Below are 25,523 nucleotides of genomic sequence, written 5' to 3' on the forward strand. Positions count from 1 at the left end.
AGCAGCAACGTCGAGTCCTTGCCGCCGGAGAACAGGATCACCGGCCGGTCGAACTCGCCCGCGACCTCCCGGAAGATGTGGATCGCTTCGGATTCCAGCGAGCGCATGACCCTGGCCACTCCTGCCTTCATCGCGCAAGCCGTCAATTGCGGTATGCCGCGGCCTGCAATCCGTACAACTGTGCGTAGAGCCCGCCGTGAGCGACCAGTGCGGCGTGATCGCCCACCTCCGCGATCCGCCCGTCCGCCATGACCACGATCAGGTCGGCCATCCGGACCGTGGAGAACCGGTGGGACACCAGGACCGTGATGGCACCGCGCTCGGCGGCGTGCCGGGACGCCTGATCGGCATAGCGACCGAACAGCACGTGCTCCGCCTCGGCGTCCAGCGCCGCAGTGGGTTCGTCGAGCACCAGCAGCAGCGGCTGTTCGCGCATGAACGCCCGGCCCAGGGCGAGTTTCTGCCACTGCCCGCCGGACAGTTCCACACCCGGCGCGTAACTCCGGCCCAGCCGGGTGTCGAGGCCGTCGGGCAGCCGGCGCGGCAGGTCGCCCGCGCCCGCCCGGTCGAGCGCCGCCTCGACCGCGTGCGGCAGGTCGGCGTGCGGCAGGTCGCCCAACCCCACCGACTCGCGGGCGGTGAACTCGTAGCGGACGAAGTCCTGGAACCCGGCCGCGACGCGCTCGCGCCACGCCGCGACGCCGATGTCGGCCAGGTCGCGCCCGTCGACCGTCACGGTTCCCCGGTCCGGGCGGTGGAACCCGCACAACAGCTTGACCAGGCTGGACTTGCCCGCACCGTTCTCACCGACCACCGCGACCGTGCAGCCCGCGGGCAGGGTGAGCGAGACCTCGCGCAGGGACGGTTCGGTCGCGCCGGGATAGGTGAGCGACACACCGTCGAGCCGGATACCGTCGCGCAACCGGTCCGGCGGCACACCCCCACCGCCCGAGGCCGCCTGCTCGGTGTCGGCGACGACGGCCCGGAACGCGCGCAGCCGCTGGTCCACCGACGCGAACCGCCGCAGCGCGGGCAGGAGCATCACGGTGATGGCCACCTGGATGTTGACCTGCGCGGCCAGCACGATGGTGAGCACCACCTCGCCCGCCGACGCCCGCCCGGTCGCGGCCTCCCACACCACCAGCAGCACCGCGCCGATGTAACCGGCCGCGAAGAAGAACTGCCCGAGTGCGCGCAGCAAGGTCGCCTTCACGTGGGCGCGCGCGAGCAACTCCGTGGCGGCGCCCCACAGCTCGGCGTGCCTGCGCCGCACGTCGGAGGCCAACCGGTAGACGCGCAACTCCTTGGCCGACGCCGCGTCGGTGGCGAGCCGGAAAGCGCCGCGCGCCAACCTGTTCGGCTCCGCTGCCGCGGTGCGGGCGTCGTCGACGACCTGTTCTGCCCGCTTGCCGGCGAACAGCGCGGGCACCCCCACGAGCGGGAGCAACAGCAGCAGCGGGTCCACCACGGCGAGCAGCACGGCGGTCAGCGCCATGCCGACCACCAGGCTCGCGGCGGTCAACAGCGCCTGCAGCGCCATGCGGACGTGCGGGACCTCTTCCTGCAACACGGCGAGCCGGTCGGCCTGCTCGGGCGTCTCGTGCACGTCCAGTCCGGTCGAGCCGTTGGCCAGTCCGATCAACTCGACGTCGAGGTTGACCAGGTTGAGCTCGGCGAGCTCGCAGTAGGCGATGTGGGCGAAGTGCGACAGCGTCACCGCGCCGGTCAGCAGCACCGCGACCACCACGCCCGCGACGGTCGCGGTGTCGCCGTCCCCGTCGTTCGCCGCCTCCAGCAGCACCTTGATCCCCAGCGCGGCCAGCGGGAGCATCGCGCCGGCCAGGAGCATCAGCACGACGGCGGTCCAGGTCTTGAGCGGGCTCTGCCGGTGGCAGCGGGCCAGCAGGTCGCGTGCGGCGGAGAAGACGTGCTTCACGCGACCACCTCCGGTGCGCCGCCGACCGGGTCGGCGAAGCGGTCGGCCTGCAGGTGGAACAGCCCGGCGTACCGCCCGCCCATGGTCATCAACTCCTCGTGGCTGCCCTGCTCGGCCACCTTGCCGTCGGCGAGCACCACGATGTGGTCCGCGTGGCGCACGGTGGAGAACCGGTGCGAGATCAGCAGGCTGGTCCGTCCCGCCGCCAGCCGGTGGAACTCCCGGAAGAACCGGGCTTCGGACCGGACGTCGAGGCTCGCGGTCGGCTCGTCGAGTACCAGCAGCGCGCCGCCGTGCCGGAGCCTGAACAGCGCGCGGGCCAGGGCGACGCGCTGCCACTGACCACCCGACAGGTCGACACCGCCGGTGACGTGGCCGGCCAACGGGGTGTCCGCGCCGGAGGGCAACCCGTCCAGGACGCTCGCCACCCCGGCCGCTTCGGCGGCGGCCCGGATGCCGTCCTCGTCGTCGAGGTGCTCGACCGCGCCCAGGCCGATGTTGTCCTTAGCGCTGCGCTCGTGCCGGATGTAGTCCTGGAAGACCACCGCGAGCCGGGCGCGCCAGTCGTCCACCGCGAACCGCCGGACGTCCACGCCGTCGACGGCGACCACGCCCCGGTCCGGCTCGTGCAGCCGGGTGAGCAGCTTCACCAGAGTGGTCTTGCCCGCGCCGTTGACACCTACGACGGCGGTGCAGCGGCCCGCCTGCAGGGTCAGGTCCAGGTCCTCGAAGACCGGTTCGGCCGCACCAGGGTAGCGGAACGCCACGCCGCGGAAGGCGATCTCGACCTCGGGCTGCGGCGCGGGCTCCGTCCCGGTGTCGGCGCGCGCGTCGTCGGCCATGCCGCGCTCGAACGCGAGGACGGCGTTGTAGGCGTCGGCGCCGTACTCGGTCTGGAGATCGGCCTCCGGGTAGTGCTCGGCCAGCCGCAGCGCGCCCATCACGGCTTGCACGACCAACGCGACCTCGGCCGTGGCCGGCTGCGCCACGCCCAACGCGCCGAGCACGACGGTGATCGACAGCAGACCGAGCACCGCGTAGCCGTAGAAGGGCCGCAGCATGATCCGGCGGCGGTCCGACCACGACGGCAGCAGCCACGACAGGTGCCGCCCGCGATACCGGTCGGCGAGCCAGCCGCGCAGGCCGAAGACCCGGATCTCCTTCGCCGCAGGCGCACCCATGGCCAGTTCGCGCAGGTAGTCGCACTCCCGGCGGATGCCGGAGGCGGCCCGGTAGACATTGGAGAACCGGTGCAGCCCCCGGCGGTGCCCATACCGGAACGCCAGCACGGTGGCCAGCAGCGCCGCCGCCGCGAGCCACGAGAACGCGATGCCCACCAGCGCGACGAAGCCGACGAGTTGGGTCGTGCGGGCGATCAGGTGCAGCAGGCCCGCGCACCCCTTGCCGGGGCTCTGGAAACCCCGGTCCAACTCGCGTCGCGCGCGGGTGAGCAGGTCGAGCCGGTGGTGGTCCTCCAGCCCGCCGATGCCGGGCGCGCGCAGGGCGGCGGCCATCAGCCGGTCGAACACCCGGCCGTCGACCCGGCGTGCGATCAACTCGCCCAGGCCGTGCTGCACCGGCAGCAGCACCTGCTGGCCGGCGAAGGCCAGCGAGGCCACGACCAGCGGGGCCAGCGCGCCGGACCAGACCGCGCCGCCTCCGGCGACCGCCTCGGGCAGCCGGTCGATCACCGCGCTGGTGGCCAACACGAACACCACGGGCAGCACACCCAAAGCCAGGTCGCACAGCACGGTCGCCCACACCAGCGGTCGACCCGCCAGGGGCAGCAGCGAGGCCAGTTGCCGGCGGGCCGTGACCGCGCCGCGCAACTCCGCGAAGTACCCGGGCCGGGCCGCCCGGGCGGTCGTCACGGGCCGACCTCCGGGCCCGGCACCGCGCCGACCACCGAGCCGAGCACCCGGGCCGCCGACCGCTCGGTGACCCCGTCCTGGGCGGCGAGCACGACCCGCACCCCCGGCTTCGGCAGCACCCGGTTGCCCAGCAGCCCCGGATCGGGGTCGATGCGCTGGTCGGGCTCCAGGTCCAGCCGGAACCGCTGCGCGACCCCGCCGACGATGGAGCGGAACGCGTTGCGCGCCAACTGCTTGCCGATGCACGACCGCTCGCCGATCCCCCACGGCTGGAACGCGGCCGAGGGGTAGCCGCCGGGGCCGCCCAGGAACCGCTCCGGACGGAACTCCAGCGGCTCGGGGAAGGACTCCCCGCTGCGCTGGGTCACCCACGGTGCGAGCATCAGCGCCACACCGGCGGGCAACCGCTGCCCGCCGACCTCGACCGGCCCGACCGCGCGCTTGACCTCCCACGCGGCGGCCGGGTAGAGCCGCATCGTCTCGTCCAGCACGGCCTCCAGGTAGGGCAGGGACCTCACGTCGGAGGGCAGCGGCACCCGGCCCTCGACGGCCGTCGCCAGCTCGTCGAGCAGGGTGCGCGCGGGCCCGGGGTGCAGTGAGAGCAGCAGCAGCGCCCACACCACGGCCGACGCCAGCGAGGTGAGACCCGCGAAGTGCAGCTGGAGCATGAAGTCCCGGACCAGCCCTGGATCGCGGGGCACCTCCTCCCGGTCGAGTTCGTCCAGCAGCGCGCGGGCCAGCGAGTGGTCGGCGGGCCGCACCCGCCCGTCGGCGATGGCCTCGACCTCCGCGTCGATGGCCGCCAACGCGACGCGCAGCTTGCGGCGCTGGGCGAGCCCGGGGACCTCGACGGGCAGGAACGTCGTCGCCAGCCTGCGCGGGGTGGATTCCAGGATGTCGATGTAGAGGTCCACGGCGGCGTCGGCGGCAGGCGAGCGCACGGCCGGGTCGGCGCCGAACATGTACCGCTTGAAGATCCGCCGGGTCAGGCCGGTCATCACCGGCAGCAGGTCCAGGTGGTCTCCGGGCGACCAGGTCGCCAACAGCCGCTCGGTCTCCTGCGCCGCGATGGTCGAGTAGGACGCCAACGACCGCCCACCGAGGGCGCGGTGGCAGATCCGGCGGTACAGCGCGTGCTCGGCGCCGGTGGAGTTGAGCACGCCCCGACCCTGCACGGTGTGCCGGGGTGGCAGGTCGACCCCACCGCCGCCGTCGATCTCGACCTGTTCCCCCAGTCCTTCGTTGACCGCGTCCACCTCGTCCGGGCCGAACGCCGCCACCGGGCTCCCGACCAGCGGCAGCCGCACCAGGTCGCCGTGGTCCCGGTGGGCCCGCTCCAGATATCCCAGGGGGTCGCGCAGGAACCGCCACTGGCCGACGACCGGGTTGCCCTCGGGTCCGGGCGGTCGCGGTCCCGGCGACGTCTCGGAAGGTGTCATGGCTCGGCCTCCTCTGTGCTGGTGCTGTCGTCTGGTCCCGCGGCGGGACGGTGGGCGAGGCTCGGGTGGTGGCCGCGCTCAGACCCGGTGCAGGCAACCGGTGCCGGTCAGGTCGGCGACGTCCACCACGACCTCGCACCGCAACCGGTGGAAGTCCAGGGTCAGCTCGCCCACCAGCCGGGCGGTGCCCGCGCCCACCGCGAAATCGGCACCGGAGACGTCGGTGGCGTCCTGGTCGAGGGCGATGCCGAGTTCGGAACCGCCGTCGGTGTCCGCGAACAGCACGTGCACGTACCCGTCGCGGACCGCCGCAGCCAGTCGTTCGGCCGACGCGGTGGGCCGCAGCACCACCCGCGCCCGGTGCTCGCCCGCACACAGCCTGGTGACCAAGTCGGGCCCCTCCGGCAGGACGGCCTCAGCGGGCGGTCGGTCGGCGGCCTCGGCGAGCGCCCGGCGCAGGCTCGCCGGGCGCATGTCCGTCCACACCCGGTCGACGTGTGCGACGCAGTCCTCCTCCGCACCTCGGAACCCCTCTGCGTGCCAGCCCGGGGGCAGGTCCCGGTGCGCGGGCCAGATCGAGTACTGCTCCTCGTCGTTGCGGACCACCAGGTAGGTCTCGCCCGTGGTTCGGCCGGTCATCGTGCCTCCTGCTCGATGGCGTGGGTCGACGGGAATCGGGGGACTTCAGGCCGAGCGCATCAGGCCCGCCCGGTAGGCGAAGGACACCAGTTGGCTGCGGTCGCGCACGTTGAGCTTGCAGCGCAGGCGGTAGACATGGGTGCGCACCGTCGTGATGCCGATCGACAGGTCCTCGGCGACCTCCCCGGTGGACTTGCCGCCGGCCAGCATCACCAGCACCTGCCGCTCGCGCGGCGTCAGCTCGGTGACCACGGTGCGCAACGGTTCCTCGGACTGCCCGCCGCCCCGGTTGAACCAGTCCACCAGGCGCTGCGCCACGAGCGGCGCGAGCATCGTCTGCCCGCGCGCCGCCGCCCGGACCGCCACCGTGATCTCCTCCCGGGTGGCGTCGGTCAGCAGCAGGCCGTTGGCGCCTGCGCCCAGCACGGAGCGCACCACCTCGTCGGTGTCGCGGGTGGCGAAGGCCACCACGCGGGGGCCGGAATCGGCGAACTCCTTGGTGAGCCTGCGAATCAGCTCCAGGCCGGACATGCCGTCAAGGACGAGCCCGGTGATCACCACGTCCGGGCGGCGGGTGCGGGCCAGCACCAACGCCTGGACACCGCTGCTGGTGCTGTCGACCACGGTGATGTCGGGCGAGGAACTCAGCAGGGTCGACAGACCGTCCCGGACGATGGGCAGCTGATCACAGATCAAGACTTGCAGAGACACAACGAACCCCCGAAGCACCGTCGCTCAGCGTCTACCTACTGTGGAACCCGCTCGGCTCCTCCGGCTGCCGAGGCGGCGGTCGTGGTCCAGTCCGCGACGCGGTCGACCAGCAGCCGCGCGCACGAGTCGATCCCGACGTGCTCGGTCTCGATGCGCAGATCCGGCTCCTCCGGGACTTCGTACGGCGCGTCGACCCCGGTCAGCCCGGTGATCTCGCCCCGGGCGTGCCTGGCGTAGAGGCCTTTCACGTCCCGTTCCCGGCACACCGCGAGCGACGTCGCGATGTGCACCTCGTGGCAGCGCAGCCCCTCGACCGCGTGCGCGTCGACGAATGCCCGGCGCGACGCGGCGTAGGGGGCGATGGCCGAGACCAGCACGACCACGCCGTTGCGGGCGAGCATCCGCGCCAGCAGGCCGATGCGGGCCAGGTTGCTCTCCCGGTCCGCGCGGGACAGGCCGATCTCCGGCCACAGCTCGCGGCGCACGACGTCGCCGTCCAGCACCTCGGCGCGGTGTCCCCGCGACCTCAGCTCGACCAGTGCCGCAGCCGCGATGCTCGTCTTGCCCGCGCTGGACAACCCGGTCAACAGCAGGGTCGAGCCCTGCCCGGTGTTCGCCGGCATCCCAGACCTCCCGTGTTCACACCGTCAGCCGGTGTTGCCGCAGCGCCTCGTAGAAAGGCAACTGGTGTTCCAGGTGGCCGCGCAGGTGGCCGAGGTCGGCCATGCGCAGCCCGTGCCGGGCGGACCGGCTCTCGAAACCGGTCGTCTCGGCGACGTCGCGGTGCCACCGGCCGGTGGCCCGCCACTCGGCGCGCTCGCCGGTGCCCCACGACATCGTCTCCGGCAGGTGCGGCACGCCCAGCCGCCCGAAGTAGGCGCGCACCAGCGACTCCGGCTCGCGCACCAGGTCGGCGGCATCGATCACCACCGGTCGTTCGCCGGTCACCCGCCACACGTGCGAGAACAGCTCGTGCAGGTGTTCGCACCCGATCTGGTCGGGCCGCACGTCCGGGTTCACCGCGTAGTAGGAGGGGATGGTCTCGGCGGGGTGCCGGATGAGGAACGTGCTGCGCACGTCGCCGGCGAGGAACGCCCGGTCGCCCAGGACCGCCGGGTAGCGCTCGTCGGTGGTGTCCTTGAAGAACAGCGGGCGTTCCCGGGACAGCGCCCGCAGCCGGTCCACCACCCCGTCCTCGGTGCGCACCACCTGGCCGCCGAGGTCGACCGACCCGAGTTCCGCCCTGGTCGAGAACGGCTCGTGCAGGGCCAGGAAGTCGGGCCGCTGGAGCACCATCCGGAAGAACGCGGTCGACCGGCTGCGCGGCAGGCTCCACAGCGCCACGATCCGCGCGGCGGCGCTCACACCGGCTCCCGGTCGCGGGTGCGCGCGTCCACCACTCGCGCCAACAGGTCGCGGTGCTCCCACACCTTCGCCAGCGCCTGCGCCACCATCTCCAGCACCGGCCCGGCGGCCGGGTTGAGGTGGACCCGCTGGAGCACGAACGAGTCGTCGAGCACGGCCCGCGTCACCGGCACGTCGAGCGACCGGGAGGCGACCGTGCGGCCGGCGAACACCGGTTGGTCGGACAGCGGCGTCGTCTGGTAGCGGGACACCGCGACACCCTCGGCGCGCAGCGCCCGCATGACGATCTCACGCAGCGCCGACGCCTGGCTCCGGACCAGGCCGAAGGCCGCCGGGCGCACCCGGAAGCGCAGGATGTGCCAGCCGTGCCCGCGATCGGGCGCGGCGGTGGGCACGGCGAACCCGGGCAGCTCGGCGACCGAGGTCAGCAGCCGCCGGACGTTCTCCTCACGGCGCGCCTGCGCCTGGTCCAGCCGGGTGAGCTGGACCCTGGTGAACGCGGCCTGGATGGCGTTGATCTTGGCGTTCCAGCCTGCCACCTCGGACACGTACGGGCGCTCGCCCCGGTCCGGCAGCCGCTCGCCGAACTGCCTCAGCACGCCCGCCCGGTCGGCGAGCGCCGGGTCGTCGGTGGTGATCAGGCCGCCCTCGCCGCAGGTGGGCAGGTTCTTGGAGACGTTGAGGCTGAACACGCCCGCGTCGCCCAGTGCACCGGTGACCCGGCCCCGGTAGGCCACCCCGTGCGACTGGGCGGCGTCCTCCACCACGACGAGCCCGCGCGCCCGGGCGAAGGCCAGCACCTCGTCCATGTCCGCAGGCAGGCCGTGCAGGTGCACCGGGAGCACTGCGGCGGTCCGGGGGGACAAAGCCGCCGTCAGTTGTGCGGTGTCGAGGTTGAAGGTGGTCGGGTCGACGTCGACGAACACCGGCACCGCGCCCAGGTGGACCGGTGCCAGCGCGGTGCCGACGAAGCTGAGTGCGGGCACGACGACCTCGTCGCCGGGGCCGACCCCGGCCGCCGTGAGCGCGATGCTCAGCGCGATCGTGCCGTTGGCCACCGCGAGGCAGTGCGCCGTGCCGACCCGCTGGGCCCATTCCCGTTCCAGCGCCGGGATCTCCTGCTCACCTGCGGCCGCTGCCGTGAACCTCCCGGTGCGCAGCACGCCGAGCACGGCCTCGCGGTCCTCCTCGGTGATCACCGGCCAGGCCGGCGGCGGAGTGCCGCCGGGTACTGCGGGGCGGCCCCCGAACATGGCGAGTGTGGACATGTCGGTCTCCCGGTGGAGTCGTGGGCGGATCGGCGGAAGGGGAATTACTCGCCCCAGTCCTCTTCGACCTCCGGCGCCAATGCGAGCAGCACCGGCTCGGTGGTGACCACTTCCAGCTCACTGCGGCACTCGCCGCATTCGACGATCTCGTTGGGCAGGGTCGCGCCATCGACCACGACACCCGCATCGCACGCCGGGCACAAGGTGGCAGTCACAAGTCTCCTCAAGGCTCGGTCCACGACACAATGAAATCGAGAGCGGCGACCGTCAACGCGATGATTACCCGACACTCGACTTTCGGCGCATTCCCCTAACCGCGCCGATCGCTTACTCATCGACAATAGCGTCACCGCGCGCCGCCGTGTCAAGCAGAGAGGTCGGATGGTCGAACGAAAGCACCCGGGGCCCGCCGAACGGGTTACCGGCGGACTTTGTTCGGACCAACCGGTTTGTCCCGGCGGCTTCGGCAGTCGCGCACGGCCTGCTACCCGTGGGCGGAGCAGGGGGCCGGTCGGCATGCATCCGCCGTTCCCCCAGTGCCGGCGCAGGCGCTGCTACGGCCCGGAGGAGCCGATCCGCGCGGCGGCGGCCCGCAGACTCTCCGCGCACCTCATCGCGAGGTCCGCGACCACCGACACCAAGTGCGCGGGCACCTCGTCCAGCACCCGGGACTGCTGCTCGCCGCTGATCGCGCAGACGGCGTCGAGCCAGCGCAGCAGAGCCCGACCGGTCTCGGTGAAGCGCAGCACCGGGTCCTGGCGCAGGGCCTGCAACGCCGCCTCCCGGTCGTGGGGGCCGCGCGGCACGCCCCGGTCCTGGTCGTCCGCGCCTTTAGCCTGGCGGTACAGGCCTTCCGGGATCGGGCTCTCCCCACGGCGGACACGTTCGCGTACGTCACGTGCGGTGGCGACGGCGATGCCGGACGCCTCGGCGATCTCCCTGAGCGAGGCGTCCGGCCTGCGCTCGAGGAACTCGCCCGCGCGGCGCCGTCCCGCCACCGGGTCGACCGGCCGCCGCCGCCCGTCGAGGCCTATCCGCACACCGCCGCTCAACTGTTGGGTTTCGACGGTTGAACGCCTGCGGATCGAACCGACGGTGTCGGCCGACAGGCCGGTCGACCGGGCGATGGACCGATCGGACCGGTCCGGGCACAGCGTGATCAGCCGCAGGGCCGCCGCCTCGCGGTCGGCGGAGGAGAGCGGCAGGCCGTGGGCGATGTTGGCCTCCACCGCCAACTCGACAGCGGCGCTCTCGTCGCCGTCGAAGAACTCCACCTCGATGGTCCGGCGACCGCGCAGCACCGCGGCACGCAGCCGGTGCATCCCGTCGACCACCCGCATCGTCGACCGGTGCACGAGGATCGGCGGCAACTCGGCCTCCGCCCGCGCCAGCGCCCGGACGTGGGCCGGGTCCTCGCCGACCCGGCGCGGCGAGTACGAACCCCGGAGCCGGTCGACGTCGATCACGGCGAACCGGTCCGCGCGCCGGTCCGGCGACGCCCCGCGCGAGGCCACCGCACCCGGGCCCGCTCCCGTCGACGCCGCGTCCACCTCGTCCAACTACTCCGGCCCCCTCGCTCGACGACACCCCCGACGACACCCGGCCCGCGTGCCGCGACCGGGGTGCCACCGATCACGGGAAACGAACGCGGAACACCGGAGCCGGGAAATTCCCACCGGCCCCGAGGCGTCGATGCACACGAGCCGCAAGGCGTCCGCCGCTTCGGCCGACGACCTATCGCACGAGCCACTCCGCTCGACCGCCTCGGCTCGCCGCAACGCGTGCACGGGAACAATGCGACTCCACCCCTGCAAAGCCGGCACCGACCGGACCCCCTTGAACCGACATACCGGCGAAAACGTACTCAAACACCACCGAACCACAGAGAGGTCACGCATTCAAGTACCACCGAGTACGCCGGAAGGGTTGTTTTCCAGGCCGCCCGGCACATCTGTCTCCGAAGCACTCCGCAGCCCGATCCGCCGGCGGGAACAAGTGCCGACCTGTGCCGATGCGACCGCGAAAGGCCGGGCCGCGCCCAGCACGTGGCACCGAACGCCAAGTCGTGCAAAAATGTCGCGCGCGAGGTCACAACGGATTCCCACCGACGTGGACGAGCTCGCAATCCTCCGGCCACAAGACGGCAAGAACACCGCAACCGGGTGTTCACCGCACACCACCGCCTCCCCTCGAGGCGTCCGACCGGGTGTCGGTACGGACCGAGTGATCGCCGACGCTCCCCCGGCGACAAGCGCACGGTCGCGCTTCTGTCCCAACGGAACCGACATGGGGGCGGGAAGTGACGACGCTGCTTTCAGCAGGCGTTGCATTAGGCCTACGGAGGAGCTGGCGCTGGTTCGCCCAGTGATCGAGGAGTTCGCCGCAGGCATGTTCGGCGGGTTCGCGCGGCATGACCAACGGTCCAAGCGCGAACTGTGTCTGCGCGGGCTGTTGTCGGACGGCAGACGCAAGTCGATGCAGCCGATGGCCGAACGCCTCGGGGATGGATCATCAGCAGTTGCAGCAGTTCGTCACCACCTCGGCCTGGGATCACGCCGAGGTGTGCCGCCGTTTGGCGGTGTGGACGCGCGACTTCGTCGACCCCGATGCCCTGGTGCCGCGTCCGCCTGATCCGGCCGTCCTACCGCAACCGGACTCCGCACCCGGGCGAACCCCTGCTCAAGTCCGTCCGCCAACTCGTCGAGTCGGTCAACGACACCTTGAAGGGACCTTTGTGTCGACAGTCAGTCGCACAACCGACCCCGTCGTCGTCAGCCACCAGGGCGATGACCGCGCGACGGCTGACCGGCCACCTATTCAGTAGTCGGAGTATCGGCTCACCTGCCCCCGCCGTGTCAGCGGAGGGGTTGTCGAGTTCAGCGAGTTGCTGTTGGACGCGTTCGGCGTCGGTGGAGCGGTCTTGTTCGCGGTACAACTCCAGCGCTTCCCTCCACACCGCGCGTGCCTGCTCGTGCTGTCCGAGGGCGGCGTGAGGGTAGCCGATGCTCTCCAGGGCGTCCGCGACCTGGTAGCTGGTGCCGAGTGAGCGGTATCGACCGAGGGCTTGACGGTACCGGTCGAGGGATTGCCTGTGGTCGCCGGCGCGGTGGGCGATGAGCCCTAGCTCAAGTCTTAACCTTCGAGCGGTGTTCGAGCACCCCGTTGATCATGGGTGCAGCCCTGTGATTGATCATTCCTTCTTGCGACAGTTGGAAGATCGACCAGAGGGCTGCGGTGATCAGTGTGCCTCATGCCGGTGGCAGGCTTGCAGATGGGGAGTTGTCGAGGTTCCGGCGGGCGCTTTATGAGCGTCTGACGCGGCGTGCGGATGCGTTGTTCGAGCTCGCCGACGCGGTCTTGTGCGCGGACGGGCCGGTGCGGTCGATCGCCGAGTTGTCCCTGGTGGGCGAGCATCGTCGGGGACACGGCAGTGGGTATGCGGCGCCGGCGCGCGGCGGGATCGACTTCGTACGGTTGAAGACGGCACTCGGCGCGGTGTCGGTCCCGCGCGCGGCGGACGGCAGGTTGGTGTCGGCGGTGGACGTCACCTGTTGGCTGCGTCCGGAGGCGCACACCGCTCGGCAGCGGATCCTGTGTCACACCTACGGTCGCGGCAAGGACCAGCACATGATGGTGCCCAGCTGGCCCTGTTCGGTGGTCGTGGCGCTGGAGGCCGGGCGTGGTTCGTGGACCGCGCCGCTGGACGCGGTCCGGCTCACTCCCGGCGACGACGCCGCGACCGTGACCGCCGCCCAGGTGCGCGGTGTGGTGGACCGTCTGATCGTCGTCGGGCACTGGCGGCCCGGGGATCCTGAGATCCTGTTGGTGGCCGACGCCGGCTACGACGGCCCCCGCCTGGCCCATGTCCTGGCGGACCTGCCGATCGTGGTGCTGGTGCGGATGCGCTCGGACCGGGTCCTGCGCCGCCCCGCACCACCGCGCGCGCCCGGTGCCCTGGGCCGGCCCCGGCGGCACGGCGGCGAGTTCGTCTTCGGCGACCCCGGCACGTGGGGCGAGCCCGACGTCGCCGCACACGTCGAGACCCGCCGGTACGGCCAGGCCCTGGTCCGGGCGTGGGACCGGCTGCACCCGAGGCTGACCCACCGCATCGCCTGGGCCGGCCGTGCCGGGAACCTGCCGATCCTGGAAGGCACCGTGATCCGCTTGCAGGTCGACCGGTTGCCGTCCGGGGCGATTCCGAAACCGGTGTGGCTGGACCACCCCGAAACTCCGGACGCCCGAGCAGGCCGACCGGTGGACCTGGTTGCTGCTGGCCACCTGCAGCCAACTCCGGCTCGCCCGCCGGTCGGCGGTCGACCTGCGCCGACCCTGGAAGAAACCGCTGTTGCCCCCACAGTTGTCCCCGGCTCGCCTCCGGCGAGGGTTTCGGCACCTACGCCCGAACACCGCAGTGCCCGCACGTGTTCCGACGTCGTCCCACAAAATCACGCTTGAAGCGATCATTGCACCAGAGACCAAGGAATACGTCCGGTCCACTGCGCAGTACTCGACAGGCCGCTGCGTCGGAGACGGCTTGTCCTCCACCCATCCGATTCCGGACCGGTTCGCCACGACGCTCGCGGTGGGTGCACGCCCAGGTCCAAGCCATGCGGGTCGGCTGCCGGGCCGGATGTCCAGGCGCATCAACCACGTCGGACCACCGTCCACCCTTACCGAACAGTCAGGTTCCCGTCAGGCACCGTGATCGCCACGGCGCTTGTCAGGGCGTTGACAGCCGTTACGTCGGTCAGGACCACGGAGGGCGGTACCAGAGGTGGTGGGTGGGCCGGGGTGAAGTCGACCGGGATGCCGATCAGGCCCAGCACGCTCACGACGCCGGTCAGCCTCAAGGCGAACAGTTCGACCGACGCGGCGAATGCGGTGGTGGCGTGCCCTGCGGTTGCGATCGTCAACCGGTGCCCGTCACCCAGGTCGGCGGTCTGCACCGGGTTGTCGGCCTCGACGCGCTCTGCGGTGAACCGCATGGTTTCGACGGGCCGACCGTTGACCACGATTCGTTCGATGCCGTGATACACGACGCCGTCCAGCCGGACCGTGCTCGCCGTCACCGTCCAACTGGACGCGAGCGGCGTGTCCCGGGCATTCGTGGTCCCGGCACCGGTGGCGGGAGTCATCGCGAGGAGCAGCACCACGCCGACGTGCAGCACCGGCCGTCGAGGTGGTTTCGGCTGGTCGGTCCAGGCCAGGGCGAGAGCTGCCCCGGTCAACCCCGCGAACGTACCGACGAGGAAACCCCCCAGGTTGGTCACGACCAGGGCGACCAGCGACAGGATCGCCGAGGTCACGCCTGCGGCGAACCGGAACTGCGGTCGCAACCACAGCGACAGGCCGCAGACCGCGAGCAGCGTTCCGATCAACAACGCCGACACGCCCCCCATGGTCGTGATGGAGATCATCAGATCCCCCACCTGGAACGTGGCGTAGGGCGGGAGGGCGATCACGGCACTGGACAGCAACAACAGCACACCAGCGGCGAATGGTCGGCTCCGACGCCAGTACGTGAACCTCCGCCAGACGCGGCCCGCTCGCCGCCACCCGCTACCCATGAGGTCCTCCCCTCGTCGCCGCTACGGTCAAAAGCACTCGCCTCCCCCGTTGTGCAGGGTCAGTTGGGCGTTCTTCAGGCGCAGCGTGTAGGCAGAGGCGCTCCACGCCGTCAGTCTCGGGCCGATGATCGTGGCCCCGTCCGCCTGCTGGCCGAACCCCCCGGCCTGGCCGACCACTCCGGGCGGGCCTTTCGACACCTGTCCGGCGTCCACCCCGATCTGCGGGTTGACCAGGGTCAGGTCACCGCTCAACCCGGCCACGCCGAGCACGATCTCCGACGCTGTCATGCTGCCCTCACCGGGAGAGGCGATCCGCAGCGTCACGTCGCCGACCAGCGGCAGGGAGCGCAGTGACACCGACTGGCAGAAGTTGTCGAGGACCACGGTGCGGAACGCGCTGGCCGCCACCGGGTGTCCCTCGGTCGCTCCGCTGTCGACTCCACCGAACTGGACGAATCCCGTTCCCTCCAGCTTGTCGGCCGCGATCTTGAAGCTGGTCCCCGACACGGTGAACGACGCCGCCAGTGCCCCCTGGGCCAGCGCCAGCGACAGGAGGGCCGCCGAGGCCAGCCCTGCGGTCAGCACGCCGGCGAACAGCCCACGACGCGTTCTTCCGTGAACCCGCGGTTGCGGCATGACGGCTCCTTCCAGTGGCTGTCTCCGATGCGTCGAGACCTCGACCGGTTGCGATGGCCTGTGATGACGACACCGAAGTTTCCGTTGTGGTGTATGCGGTTTGTGGGCGAAGGTCCGGTGGTGCGCGGTCGTCAGGACAGTGGCCTGCTTCGCGGCGGGGGGACCAGCCACGTGGCCGGCTGCTGCCGTTTGCTGGCGCGGTGGCACTCGTCGGGATCGACCAGCTTCTCGTACAAGGCGGTGAACGCCGCCTCGGTGCGGCTGTCGGCATCGAGTTTGACCAGTACCGTGTGCACGTAGTTCTTCGCCGTCTTCTCCGAGATCTGCAGGGCGTTGGCGATGTCCCTGTTGGACAACCCTGCCGCGACCAGCGTCAGCACGCGCCTCTCCTGCTTGGTCAACCAGGGTTCGTAGTCACCACCGCCGTAGCGGGCGGTGACGACGGGAGGTGTCTCGGGCTGCATCCGGCTTCCGCCCCGTTCCTCCGCGAGCGTGAGTGCCGCCTGTTCCACGGATGCCAGAGCCTGTCGGACGCATTGCAAGGCGTACTTGACCATGTCGAGTGCGGGATCGGCCGGTTCCCGCTCCTGCTCCGGCGAGGGCGGAAGTCCTCGTGCCGACGGGATGGCAACTGCGTCGGAGCCTGTACTGGTCAATCTTCTTCTCCTCGGTCGTCACGGTGGTTCCGGTCTCTGCCGCGCAGGAGGTCACAGGTGGCCGGATGTCACACCTTCCTGCTCGGCCGGCGGCTTTCCGGCGGGTGGCGGACCCAGCACTTCGTCGAAGCTCTCCCGCAGGCAGGTCATGAAGACCTCGGGCTCGGTGACCGCGCCGGAGTCGAGCGCGATTCCCAGGCAGGCTTTGTCCTGATAGGACACGAGCGCGATGGAGGCTGCTCCGCACAACAGTGGCGCGTACGGCTGGATGGCGGTCACCTTGGCGCCGGCGAGGTAGATCGGCTTCTTGATACCGGCGAAGTTGCTCGCCAACAGGTCGTTGTCCCGGAACATCTGCGTGGCGATGTGCCCCACCCAGGACGGTGGCAGCGGGGTGATGGGGCGGGACAGCAGGCCGAGGGCGTGGAGCGTCGGGCCGTTGCGTATCGCGGCTACCCGATCGTTGATCAACCGTACCCGCTGCGTGGTCGACTGCTCACCGGTCGGCAGGACGAACCGGGAGCTGGCGAGGTGGTTCCCCCCGGCCACCGCTCCCGGCCGGCGCACGCTGATGGGCAGCAGGGCCGGAAGGGCTTCGGACACCATCCCGAATCGCCGGTGGTAGCGGTCGAACCCGCCTGCCAGGGCTGCCAGGTAGGCGTCGTTGAAGGTCCCGCCGGCAGCCTTGCCCGCCGCTCTCAACGCCTCGAAGGGAACTTCGAGCATGTCGAACCAGGCTCGCCGGCTGCGGCCGGCCAGCAGCGGTGACGGGGGGATCGACGGCAGCACGGTGGCACGCGCGAGCGCCGACAGGGTCGGGCGCAGGAGTGGCAGCAGTCGCAGGAGGTCGCGCGACCGGACGCGCACCGGCCTCCGATCACCAGGTCCTGCCGTGGATCGGGCGGCCCGGGTGACCGGGAGCCTGCGAACGCCACGCGCCAGTCCACCGGCCACCCGCACCAGCCGTCCGGCCAGGAGCAGCCCCCGGTTGGCCCGCGCGCGGCCCGGAGCCGCCGGCGGCGGCAATTCGGGGTGCGGTGGCACCTCTTGTGCGTCGGTGAGCAGGTGCACCAGCTGGGAGGCGCCGGTGCCGTCGGTGAGGCTGTGGTGGAGCTTGAGCAGGTAGGCAGCCTCGTGGTCGTTGACACCCTCCACCAGCACCGCCTCCCACAGGGGCCACCCTGCGGGAAAGGGGGTCATCGAGAACGCTTGGGCGAAGTCGAGGAGTTGGCGGTGCGAGCCCGGTGCGGGCAGTCGCACGCGGCGCAGGTGGTGCTGGACGTCGAAGTACGGGTCGTTGACCCAGAACGGGCGGCCTGCGCGCAGGGGCGGCTCGACCGGACGGCTGCGCAGCAGCGGTGCCACCCGGGCCACCCATTCGTGCTTGGCGACCAGCCGGTTCCAGTCGGGTGAGCGGTCCAGCAGGTGCAGGCCGACGAGGTTGACGTCCATCCCGGAGCTGGTGCTCCCCCGCCAGAACATGGTCTCCACCGCGTTCATCTCCCGTACCGCGCCCCACGTCCGGGAACCGGCCAAGTGCCGGAACGGATCAGCGCTCATACTTCGACCACCTCGCTTTCGCGTCGACGCTTCCAGGGGTGTCGGCGGCACGCGCCGGCGCAACCGGAGATCCCTTCCCGGACCGCCGCTATACGACGAGCATTACGCCGGCGCCGTTTCGGCTCGGGACCAATTACAAACATCGGGGCCCGACCGGTAAACCGCCGATGGGGTGTCCGAGCGCAACTCGGATGGAGCCCGGGGTGACACTCCGTCGCGCAGGAGGAAGAAGCCGGTACCATCGGGCCGCTTTCGTCGCGGGCGAAGGGCGGTCTGTGCCTCGATGGGGAGCGGATCGCGGTCGGATCCTTTCGAGCGCCACGATCGGTCTAGTGCGCGCGACCCATTCTCTTGTGGTCGTCGTGCATTGCACACTGGACCGGAGACAGCAGGCCGGATCCCGCTATCGAGTTCGGAAACAGCGGCCGAGCCGGCCCGCGCAATTCGACGTTCCCGAGTTCGCCCGGGCGGTTCGCGCCCGGGCGACGCCTGACGCGTTCCCTTGCACATCGACCAGCCGAGGAGTACCGGGCATGACCACCAGCAGGAGCACGGGCCGCAGTTCGCGCAAGCGCAGCGGCATCATCGGGTACCTGGGGAACATCGTCGACGACACCAAGGAGTACATCGACGACGTGCTCGACCGTGGCCACGACGTGGACCACGACGTGCGCAGCACGGCCCGCCGGGCGTTGCACGGCGACGACTCCGACGCCACCGAGGACATCACCGCTCTGCGGAGCGAGCTCGACGAACTGATCGAGCGCGTCGAGCAGTTGGCCGGCGCGCAGTCCGGATCGTCGAGCCCGGGCGCCAAGAAGAGTTCGTGACCCACCGGCAACCGATTCACGTGATCACACGGGACCAGGCGTGATTGCGAAAGAGCCGCTGCGGGACGGCCGGGTGCGGCGGATGCTGGTACGAGAATCGGACGGCAGCCTCCTCGACGTCGACGAACAGCGCGTCGTCGCCGTCGAGGAACTGCTCGACGACCTGAGAGCGGGCCGCCGCTTCCGGGTCCACCGGCGCAGCACCGGAACCGGGTGCACCGTCGAGGTCCTCGTCGACGTGCTGAACGCGGCCCTGTCCGGATCACCCGTCCACCACGACGGCCTCGCGAATCCGCTTTCGCTCCTGCGCCGGGCGTTCCGGCTCGACGAGCGGGGAGCCGACCGTGGGTGACGGTCGGTTGCACCTGATCGCCTCGACGCTGGCCAGGCTGGCCGCGAGCACCCTTGCCACCGGCACGAGCAGTGACGTCGTCCTGCGGCGCGGGCGACGGGCGCGGGCCGTTCGGGAAGCCTTCGAACGGCTGGGCCCGCTCTACATCAAGGTGGGGCAGATCCTCTCCACGCGGCCGGACTTCGTCTCCGCGGAGACCATCGAAGAACTCGGCAAGTTGCACGACCGGGTGCCGGCGGCGCCGTTCCGGGACTTCGAAACCGTCCTGGCCGACGAACTGGGCCGCGACTGGCACCGGCTCTTCCGCCACATCGACGTCGAGCACCCGCTCGGCTCGGCCTCCCTCGCCCAGGTCTACCGGGTGACGCTGGCCGACGGCCGCCGCGCGGCGCTGAAGGTGCAGCGCGGCGGCATCCGGCAAGTCGTGGCGACCGACACGGCCCTCCTGCGCAGGGCCGCCGCCCTGCTGGCCGCTGCACGACCGAAGTTCACCAGCGTCGTCGACGTGCACGCGATGCTCGACCTGATCTTCAAGGCGGTCGAGGACGAACTCGATTTCACCGTCGAAGCGCGCAACATGGACCGCGGGCGTGCGCAGGCAGCGGCGTTCGACCACCTCACCGTGCCGGAAGTGCTGTTGGCGACGCCTCGCGTGCTGGTGCAGAGCCTGGCCGCCGGCAGGTCCATCCGGGAGGTCCCGCCGGGCGCGTTCCCCGCCGACGAGCGCCTGGCGATCGCACACGACCTGCTCGCCTACATGTACCAGGGCTACTTCGTCGACCGGCTGTTCCACGCCGACCCGCACCCCGGCAACATCTTCGTCGAGCCGGGCCGGGGCGCGTCGCTGATCGACTGGGGCATGGTGTGCCGGCTCGACCGCCCGACGAGCCTCAAGCTGGCGCTCACCCTGATCAACATCGTGGAGAACGACGGCGACGGTGCCGCGAAGGCGTGGGTGGAGATGGGCACGCCGACGCAGTGGGCCGACATCAGCGGGTTCACCAGTGATGTGGCGGTGCTGGTGCCCAAGGCGGCGACCGCGTCGTTGGAAGAGCTGAACTTCGGCCTCACCCTGACCACCGTGCTGGGCCACTCCACCCGGCGCGGGATCAAGATCAGCCCGGTGATCCCCATGCTGGGCAAGTCGTTCGCGAACATGGAGGGCTCGATCCGGCACCTGGCGCCCGAGCTGTCCGCCGCCGAGGTGCTGCGCGCCGAGCTGGCCGACATCATGGTCGACCTCGCCGCCGAGACGCTGTCGGAGTCGTTCCTCGCCCGCGGCGTGGTGGAACTCCTGCTGACCGCCAACGGCAGCTACACCCAGGCACGGGGCATTCTGCGGGACCTGTCGAACAGGAAGTTGCAGATCCCGATCGACTCCCTCAACGCGGCACCGAGTCGGCCGACGGCGGCGAAGGTGTTCTACGGGGCCGCCGCGGTCGGCGGCGTGCTGCTGTGGCGCAAGCACCGCGGCGGCTGACGGCGACCGGTTCAGGACCGGCGCATCAGCTTGATGACGGCCTGCGTGCGGTCGCCCACGCCCAGCTTGTAGAAGATGGAGTGCAGGTGATTCTTCACGGTGCGTTCGGAGATCTCCATCTGCCGCGCAATCTGGCGATTGGACAAACCTTCCACCAGTAGTTCGGCGACGCGCCGCTCGCGGCCGGTGAGGTTCCGACCCCCCACGTCGTCCACGGTGTCCGGCGACTTCGCCGCCCCGCACCGGTCCACCTTCTCGGCATGGGCGAGCAACGCCTGGGCGATGGCCTGGTGGATGCGCGCCAAGCGGATGAGACCTGAAACAGTGAATACCCCGTCGACACCGGAATCGCGCTCCTGCGGACTCACCCCGGACACCTCCGCGACGCCAAACGAACCGCGCTCGACTTGCCGCGGCTGATCCGACGACCCGAGCATACCGGGCGAGGCAGCGACCATTCAGGCTGTTTCGGATCCGACGACTTCCAGCCGAATGCACATGCCGGTGCCCGTCAATCACTCTGAGTCAAGGCCGGTCGACCCCGTTCGAGCAATGTCGCGGACCGGACCGCCCGACAGGATGAAGAAGTGAACTGCCGCTCCCGCCGCGTTTGTCGGGGCTCACCCCGCGACGATGCGGACTGCGGGCGTGCCCCGGTAGATGCACCTGCCGTCGACCCAGAGCCGTGCCTGCGCGACCACGACCGGGCCGCGCTCGTCCCGGCGGATCTCCAGCACGTCGGCTTCCACGGTCACCAATTCGTCGGTGGGCAGTACCTGTCCCCGGTAACTCCACTCGAACGGGTGCCCCAGCGCCACCGGTTCGAAACGGGGGTCGACCATCCCGGCGGTGAGTCCGCATTCGACGGCGTACCACCGCACGAGCTGGACCATCGACTCAAGCCCCAGGGAACCCGGTTGCACGGGGTCCTGGAAGAAGTGCGCCTTGAAGTACCACTCCCCGGCGTCCACGCGCTTCTCACCCCTCACCCGGCCCAACCCGGCCGGCCCGCCGGTCGGCCAGTAGCCGGTGATCCGGTCGAGCGCGAGCAGCAGGTCGACCGACAGCCGGGGGCCGGCCGAGCCGGCCGGCCCCCGGAGATCGCACACTTCCTGCGCGGGTCCGGCGATCGCAGCGCGTTCGGCCTCCGTGGCAGGAAGGCCGGTCTGGAGGGCGAAGGCGTCGGGAGGGAAGAAGCCGAACACCGTGGACATCGTCAGCACCGGCACGTCGCCCAGCCGGCAGGCGACCTCGAACCGTTGGATGGTGACCTCACCGCTGGTGGACGACTCGGTCGTCTCGACCCGGGTGCGCAGTACACCCGCGCCCGCCCGCACCACCCCCCGCACGGTGGCGGAGCCGTCGAGATTGCGGAAGCGGCGAACCGGGTCGAACCCGCCGACGTGCGCGGCGAGCCAGCCGCACGGTTGGAGCACCGTCTCCAGCATCACCGCGAACGGCATCACCGCGTTGTCGTCGTCCTGGTCGAAGAACCACGCTCGGTCCGGAACGTCGTACTCCACCTCCACGGCGCCGCCGGCCTGCGTGCCGCGTGGCGGCCCGCCGGTCTCGGCGATCCTGCTCATGAAGTGGTAGGGCGGGCCGGGACAGCGCGGGGCGATCCAGTCCGCGTCGTCCAACGCGGCGGCGGCCGGCCCCATCGCCTCGCTGGGCCGCCCCCAGGCACAGGCCAACAGCGCGGGGTAGTCGAGCCGCAGACCGTCCACCCGGGCGGCCGGTCGGTCGTCGCGGTGCCCGGCCAGGCCGCCCAGCACGGCGGGTGGTCCGGCCGGTGCGACCCGGCGTGGGATCGCCGGTTGCGAGCGCCACTGGTCCAGCGGCCAGTCCGGCACCAAGCGCACGGCCATCTCCCGGGCGTGCAGCGCGCCGACCCCGTCCACCGAGCACCGCACGTCGGCGACCACGGTGGGGCGACCCCGCAGCGAGAGCTCGCGCACGAACACCTCGTAGACGAGGTGGCGGTTGCGGGGGGTGACCTGCGTGCGGCAGGTGAGCCGGACCGGGCGCTCCGGTACGGGTTCGAACCGCCACCCGTCCCGCTCCACCGTGCAGCCGGAGGCCGCCAGGTAGAAGGACAGGGCCTGCGCACAGCCTTGCAGCATGAGCGATCCCGGCATGCAGGGGTCGCCCTCGAAGTGCCCGGCGAAGAACCACTCGTCGCCGGTCAGGGCGCTCTCGGCGCGCAGGTAGCCCCGGCCCCACGGCCCTCCCCCGAACTCCAGCCGGGTCACCTCGTCCAGCACCAGCAGTTCACCGCCCGCGATGCGCGGGGTGCGCAGGTGCGCCCGCGTCCGCCGCCACGGCGAGCCGAAGCAGTCGGAGGGGCTGCCGGCCGCCAGCGCCCGCACCTCCCGGGGCCCGAAGGCGGACCGCTCGGCAGTGCACAGCGGCGGGTCGACCGGTCCCGGTCGCGGGGGTGCGGAGCCCGGCCGCCACGTCACCCCCTCGGCGCCGGCGAGGTCTGCTTCGGTGAAGAACCCTGCTCGGGCGTCGCGCACGGTCAGACGCGGTTGCCCGGCCACCCGGCACTCTGCGCGGAAGGCGACCACCAGCAGTCCGCTGTGCTCGGCGAACGACTCGACCGTGGTCTCGAACTCGACCGTGTCGCCGACCTTGGGCGGGCTGCCGTGGTAGGTGAGCTCGCAACCCAGCGCGCGGTAGACCCGGTCACCGCCGGTGGTCAGGTCCACGCCGAGCCAGCTCAACAGGAGGATGTTGCCCTGGCCCAGTTCCGGCAGCAGCGCGGGTGCCAGCCGGCCGGTGGGGTCGACGTACCAGTCGTCGGCGCGGAGGTCGGTCTCGGTCCTGATCGTGCCGCGGCCCATCGAGGCGGGTTCGGCGTCGAGCGCCACCACGCGGTCGACCAGCAGCACCGGCGATCCGGGCAGTCGTGTCTGCCTGCGGAAGCCGTGCTGGTCCGCGAACAGGGGTCCGAACAGCTCGCCGACCCGACCGTCCGCGTGCTGTTCGAGTTGGGCGCGGTCGAAGACGGGTTTCCTCGACGACCACCACGGGCTCGCCGCCGGTGGGCTGTCGGACGGCGAAGTGGTGTCGCCCGTCGGCGTGCCGGTGCCCCCGCCTCCGCGCAGCACCGCGTCGACTCGCGCACGCAGGTCGAGGAATCGCCGGTGCACGGCCCCCTCGCGTTCGACGAACTCCTGGTGCAAGCGCGCCACCTGCACGTGGTGCGCGACCGGGAGCGCAGGTGCCGCGTCCATGGCCGACCGGTCCGAGAGGTGCTCCAGCAGTGCCGCCACGTCCATCCGCACGCCTGCGGCGAGCAGTTCCGCGATCACGCCGACCAGGTGGTGGACATCCCCGCGGCCAGGCACGTCGAGTGCGACCGCCAGGTGCTCGCGGCCTTCGAGCACCTGGTCGACCCACCGGGAGCACACCCCTCGCGGCCCGTGCTCCACGAACACCCTCACCCCGTCCTGCCACGCGCGCTCCACGGTCCCGGCGAAGTCCGCCGTGCCGACCAGCTGCGCGGTGAGCGCGTCCGAGACGTTCTCCGGCGTCGGCAGGTACCAGCCGGTGGTCGCGCACGAGTAGAAGCGGGTGTCCCCGACCTCGTTCGTGGGCTGGTGGTAGAGGGCGCGGAACCGGTCGCGGACCCAGGCCAGCTCGGGCACGTGCGCGACGACCGGGTAGTCGATCTCCCAGGCGCGGTCGACGCCCAGCCGGTCGACCACCCGCGCACAGCCGCCCGGATCACCGCCGATGACGCACGACTGCGGGGCGTTGAGCAGCATCAGGTGGACGCCGCGCTCCCCCGCCACAGCGGACCGGACCTGCTCGGGCGCAGCGTGCACCAGGTGGCACGCCCATCCCCGACCGGGCGCACCGGTCCGCTGCCGGCCCTCCCGCAACGCCTCGAAACCGCCCACGACACCCGAGGTGTAGAGCCAGGACTCGCGTACCTGCCGGACGACCTCGCCCGGGTCCCGCCACACCCGCATGACGGCCATCGCGACCATCTCGCCGGAGGAGTAGCCGATCACCGCGTCCGGCCGGATGCCCAGCACCGTCCCGGTCACCTCACGGTGCACCCCCGCCAGCGTCCCGGCGCCCCAGATCTGCCGCAGTGCCGCGGGCATCGGGTCGTCGCCGGACTCGGCCGCCGGCGTCAGCAGGCCGCGGACGGGGCCGAACACGCGCTCGACGTCGGCCACCGGTCCGGGCAGGGCGGTGAGCAGCTCCGCACCCATGCCCGGGTAGGCCGCCGCGCCGTTCCCGAAGACGAAAGCCACTTCCCCCGCCAGCGGGCCGTGCCGGTAGACCGCGGTGCGCGGCTTCGGCCCGGTGCCCGCCAACCACCGGCACGCGGCTGCCTCGACCTCGTGCAGCGGCCGGCCTTCGGTGGACCACACGACCAGCCGGGCGGGCCCGAGGTCGGACGGTCGCCCCGCCTGCACCGACGCCACGACTCCGGCCCGGTCCGCTCCCGAGAAGACCCGCAGCGCCCAGGGGGCTCCGGCGACCCACGGTACCGCGTCGGCGGTGCGCAACCGGACAGAGCGCGCCCCGGTGTCCACCTCGGCGGTCCACCCGCCGGGCCACGGGCGGGCGGGCGCGTTCGCCTCCGGCACCGTCCGGTGGCGCACCGCCAACGCGGCGCACGCCACCGCGAACAGCCCCGTCACCGGCACGCCCGTGCAGGCGGCGGGGTCGAACCTGCGCGGTTCCCGGTCGTCGCCCGCTCCCACCGCCAGGTCCGCCGGGCCGTCCAGGTCCGCGAGGAGCGCGGAGACGACCTCACCGTTGCGGCGGGCGTCGGCGAGGCGCTTGAGCACCACCACCACGGCGATTTCCGGTACGCCGGGACCGGGGGCCGCGAGTTCGACGGCCAGCGCGGTGTCGACCGCGCGGGAGGCGACTGCGCCGGCGGCCACGTCCAGCGGGGTCGAGTGCGGGGGGACGGGGAGCACGGTGGCGGAACAGCCCAGGCGGGCCAGCGGTTCCCCGGCCCGGTCCGCCGCGCCGGCCACGGCGATGCCGCGCGCGGGCAGGAGCGCGGTCCTCGCCGCCTCGTCGAGCGCGGCGGACACCGGTTCGACGACCACCCCGCGCGCACCGGTGGCCGGCCACGCCGCCCCGTCGAGCAGGGCACGCCACAGATCGGCGGTGGTCGCACCGTCAGCGGCCGCGACCACGACCGCGACCACGCCTACCGGCTCGTGATCCTCCACGTC

The 25,523-nt window shown here is 71.7% G+C and carries 19 protein-coding genes and 4 pseudogenes; 5 read left to right on the plus strand and 18 right to left on the minus strand.

The genetic code is table 11. The features are described 5' to 3' along the window. From AB0I60_RS35290 to AB0I60_RS35340, 11 genes and pseudogenes are all read right to left on the minus strand, one after another. Positions 1–131: pseudogene (locus tag AB0I60_RS35290) on the minus strand (sulfate adenylyltransferase small subunit); the annotation flags it as partial. A gap of 11 nt (positions 132–142) precedes the next feature. Beyond that, positions 143–1,936, minus strand: a complete 1,794-nt coding sequence (locus tag AB0I60_RS35295) for an ABC transporter ATP-binding protein (protein WP_360738019.1) — start codon at positions 1,934–1,936, stop codon at positions 143–145. Next, positions 1,933–3,807, minus strand: coding sequence for an ABC transporter ATP-binding protein (locus tag AB0I60_RS35300; RefSeq protein ID WP_360738020.1), 1,875 nt, complete (start codon positions 3,805–3,807; stop codon positions 1,933–1,935). Before AB0I60_RS35300 ends, AB0I60_RS35295 begins: the two co-directional genes overlap by 4 nt. Next, entirely contained in the window at positions 3,804–5,246 is a 1,443-nt protein-coding gene (locus AB0I60_RS35305) for a cytochrome P450 (protein WP_360738021.1), read from the minus strand. Before AB0I60_RS35305 ends, AB0I60_RS35300 begins: the two co-directional genes overlap by 4 nt. A gap of 438 nt (positions 5,247–5,684) precedes the next feature. Further along, positions 5,685–5,885 (minus strand): annotated as a pseudogene (locus AB0I60_RS35310) (MbtH family NRPS accessory protein); the annotation flags it as partial. Positions 5,886–5,930: 45 nt separating this feature from the next. Next, entirely contained in the window at positions 5,931–6,581 is a 651-nt protein-coding gene (locus AB0I60_RS35315) for a response regulator transcription factor (protein ID WP_360738024.1), read from the minus strand. Between the two features lie 50 nt (positions 6,582–6,631). Then, a complete protein-coding gene (gene cysC / locus AB0I60_RS35320; RefSeq protein ID WP_360738026.1) occupies positions 6,632–7,219 on the minus strand; it encodes an adenylyl-sulfate kinase in 588 nt (195 codons plus the stop codon). A gap of 16 nt (positions 7,220–7,235) precedes the next feature. Continuing rightward, positions 7,236–7,961 carry a sulfotransferase family protein gene (locus tag AB0I60_RS35325; RefSeq protein WP_360738028.1) on the minus strand — a complete coding sequence of 242 codons (726 nt, stop codon included), beginning with the start codon at positions 7,959–7,961 and terminating at the stop codon, positions 7,236–7,238. Beyond that, entirely contained in the window at positions 7,958–9,229 is a 1,272-nt protein-coding gene (locus AB0I60_RS35330) for a DegT/DnrJ/EryC1/StrS family aminotransferase (protein WP_360738030.1), read from the minus strand. The genes AB0I60_RS35325 and AB0I60_RS35330 overlap by 4 nt, the downstream gene beginning before the upstream one ends. A gap of 44 nt (positions 9,230–9,273) precedes the next feature. Continuing rightward, positions 9,274–9,444 carry a lysine biosynthesis protein LysW gene (locus AB0I60_RS35335; RefSeq protein ID WP_360738033.1) on the minus strand — a complete coding sequence of 57 codons (171 nt, stop codon included), beginning with the start codon at positions 9,442–9,444 and terminating at the stop codon, positions 9,274–9,276. 339 nt (positions 9,445–9,783) lie between these two features. Continuing rightward, positions 9,784–10,779: a ParB/RepB/Spo0J family partition protein gene (locus tag AB0I60_RS35340; RefSeq protein ID WP_360738110.1), complete on the minus strand. Its 996-nt coding sequence runs from the start codon at positions 10,777–10,779 to the stop codon at positions 9,784–9,786. Positions 10,780–11,635: 856 nt separating this feature from the next. On the opposite strand from AB0I60_RS35340, the pseudogene AB0I60_RS35345 reads away from it, so the two are divergent. Further along, positions 11,636–11,807 (plus strand): annotated as a pseudogene (locus AB0I60_RS35345) (transposase); the annotation flags it as partial. Positions 11,808–11,870: 63 nt separating this feature from the next. Here the strand turns inward: AB0I60_RS35345 and AB0I60_RS35350 are convergent. After that, a pseudogene (locus AB0I60_RS35350) lies at positions 11,871–12,350 on the minus strand (tetratricopeptide repeat protein); the annotation flags it as partial. A gap of 65 nt (positions 12,351–12,415) precedes the next feature. Between AB0I60_RS35350 and AB0I60_RS35355 the strand changes: the two are divergent. After that, positions 12,416–13,684 carry a transposase gene (locus AB0I60_RS35355; RefSeq protein ID WP_360738035.1) on the plus strand — a complete coding sequence of 423 codons (1,269 nt, stop codon included), beginning with the start codon at positions 12,416–12,418 and terminating at the stop codon, positions 13,682–13,684. 215 nt (positions 13,685–13,899) lie between these two features. Here AB0I60_RS35355 and AB0I60_RS35360 read toward each other — a convergent pair whose 3' ends face one another. From AB0I60_RS35360 to AB0I60_RS35375, 4 genes are all read right to left on the minus strand, one after another. Next, positions 13,900–14,796, minus strand: a complete 897-nt coding sequence (locus tag AB0I60_RS35360) for a DUF6114 domain-containing protein (protein WP_360738038.1) — start codon at positions 14,794–14,796, stop codon at positions 13,900–13,902. Between the two features lie 27 nt (positions 14,797–14,823). Further along, the gene (locus AB0I60_RS35365) at positions 14,824–15,381 is read right to left on the minus strand and encodes a DUF6230 family protein (RefSeq protein ID WP_360738040.1); all 558 of its coding nucleotides are present in this window, start codon (positions 15,379–15,381) and stop codon (positions 14,824–14,826) included. A 182-nt stretch (positions 15,382–15,563) separates the two neighbouring features. Continuing rightward, positions 15,564–16,088, minus strand: a complete 525-nt coding sequence (locus tag AB0I60_RS35370) for a LuxR C-terminal-related transcriptional regulator (protein ID WP_360738042.1) — start codon at positions 16,086–16,088, stop codon at positions 15,564–15,566. 51 nt (positions 16,089–16,139) lie between these two features. Next, a complete protein-coding gene (locus AB0I60_RS35375) occupies positions 16,140–17,648 on the minus strand; it encodes a wax ester/triacylglycerol synthase domain-containing protein (protein ID WP_360738044.1) in 1,509 nt (502 codons plus the stop codon). Positions 17,649–18,181: 533 nt separating this feature from the next. Between AB0I60_RS35375 and AB0I60_RS35380 the strand changes: the two genes are divergently transcribed. From AB0I60_RS35380 to AB0I60_RS35390, 3 genes are all read left to right on the plus strand, one after another. Then, complete coding sequence (locus tag AB0I60_RS35380; protein ID WP_360738046.1) at positions 18,182–18,478, plus strand: hypothetical protein; 297 nt, start codon at positions 18,182–18,184, stop codon at positions 18,476–18,478. 73 nt (positions 18,479–18,551) lie between these two features. After that, positions 18,552–18,830, plus strand: a complete 279-nt coding sequence (locus AB0I60_RS35385) for a hypothetical protein (RefSeq protein ID WP_360738048.1) — start codon at positions 18,552–18,554, stop codon at positions 18,828–18,830. After that, entirely contained in the window at positions 18,823–20,310 is a 1,488-nt protein-coding gene (locus AB0I60_RS35390) for an AarF/UbiB family protein (protein ID WP_360738050.1), read from the plus strand. The genes AB0I60_RS35385 and AB0I60_RS35390 overlap by 8 nt, the downstream gene beginning before the upstream one ends. Before the next feature lie 11 nt (positions 20,311–20,321). Here the strand turns inward: AB0I60_RS35390 and AB0I60_RS35395 are convergent, their stop codons facing one another. Together AB0I60_RS35395 and AB0I60_RS35400 are read right to left on the minus strand one after the other, a co-directional pair. Beyond that, positions 20,322–20,678 carry a response regulator transcription factor gene (locus AB0I60_RS35395; RefSeq protein WP_360738052.1) on the minus strand — a complete coding sequence of 119 codons (357 nt, stop codon included), beginning with the start codon at positions 20,676–20,678 and terminating at the stop codon, positions 20,322–20,324. Between the two features lie 252 nt (positions 20,679–20,930). Then, positions 20,931–25,520, minus strand: coding sequence for a hypothetical protein (locus tag AB0I60_RS35400; RefSeq protein ID WP_360738055.1), 4,590 nt, complete (start codon positions 25,518–25,520; stop codon positions 20,931–20,933). Between the last annotated feature and the right edge of the window lie 3 nt (positions 25,521–25,523).

Origin of the sequence: Actinosynnema sp. NPDC050436, from assembly GCF_040655415.1 — a bacterium.
In the GTDB taxonomy this organism is placed as follows: domain Bacteria; phylum Actinomycetota; class Actinomycetes; order Mycobacteriales; family Pseudonocardiaceae; genus Actinosynnema.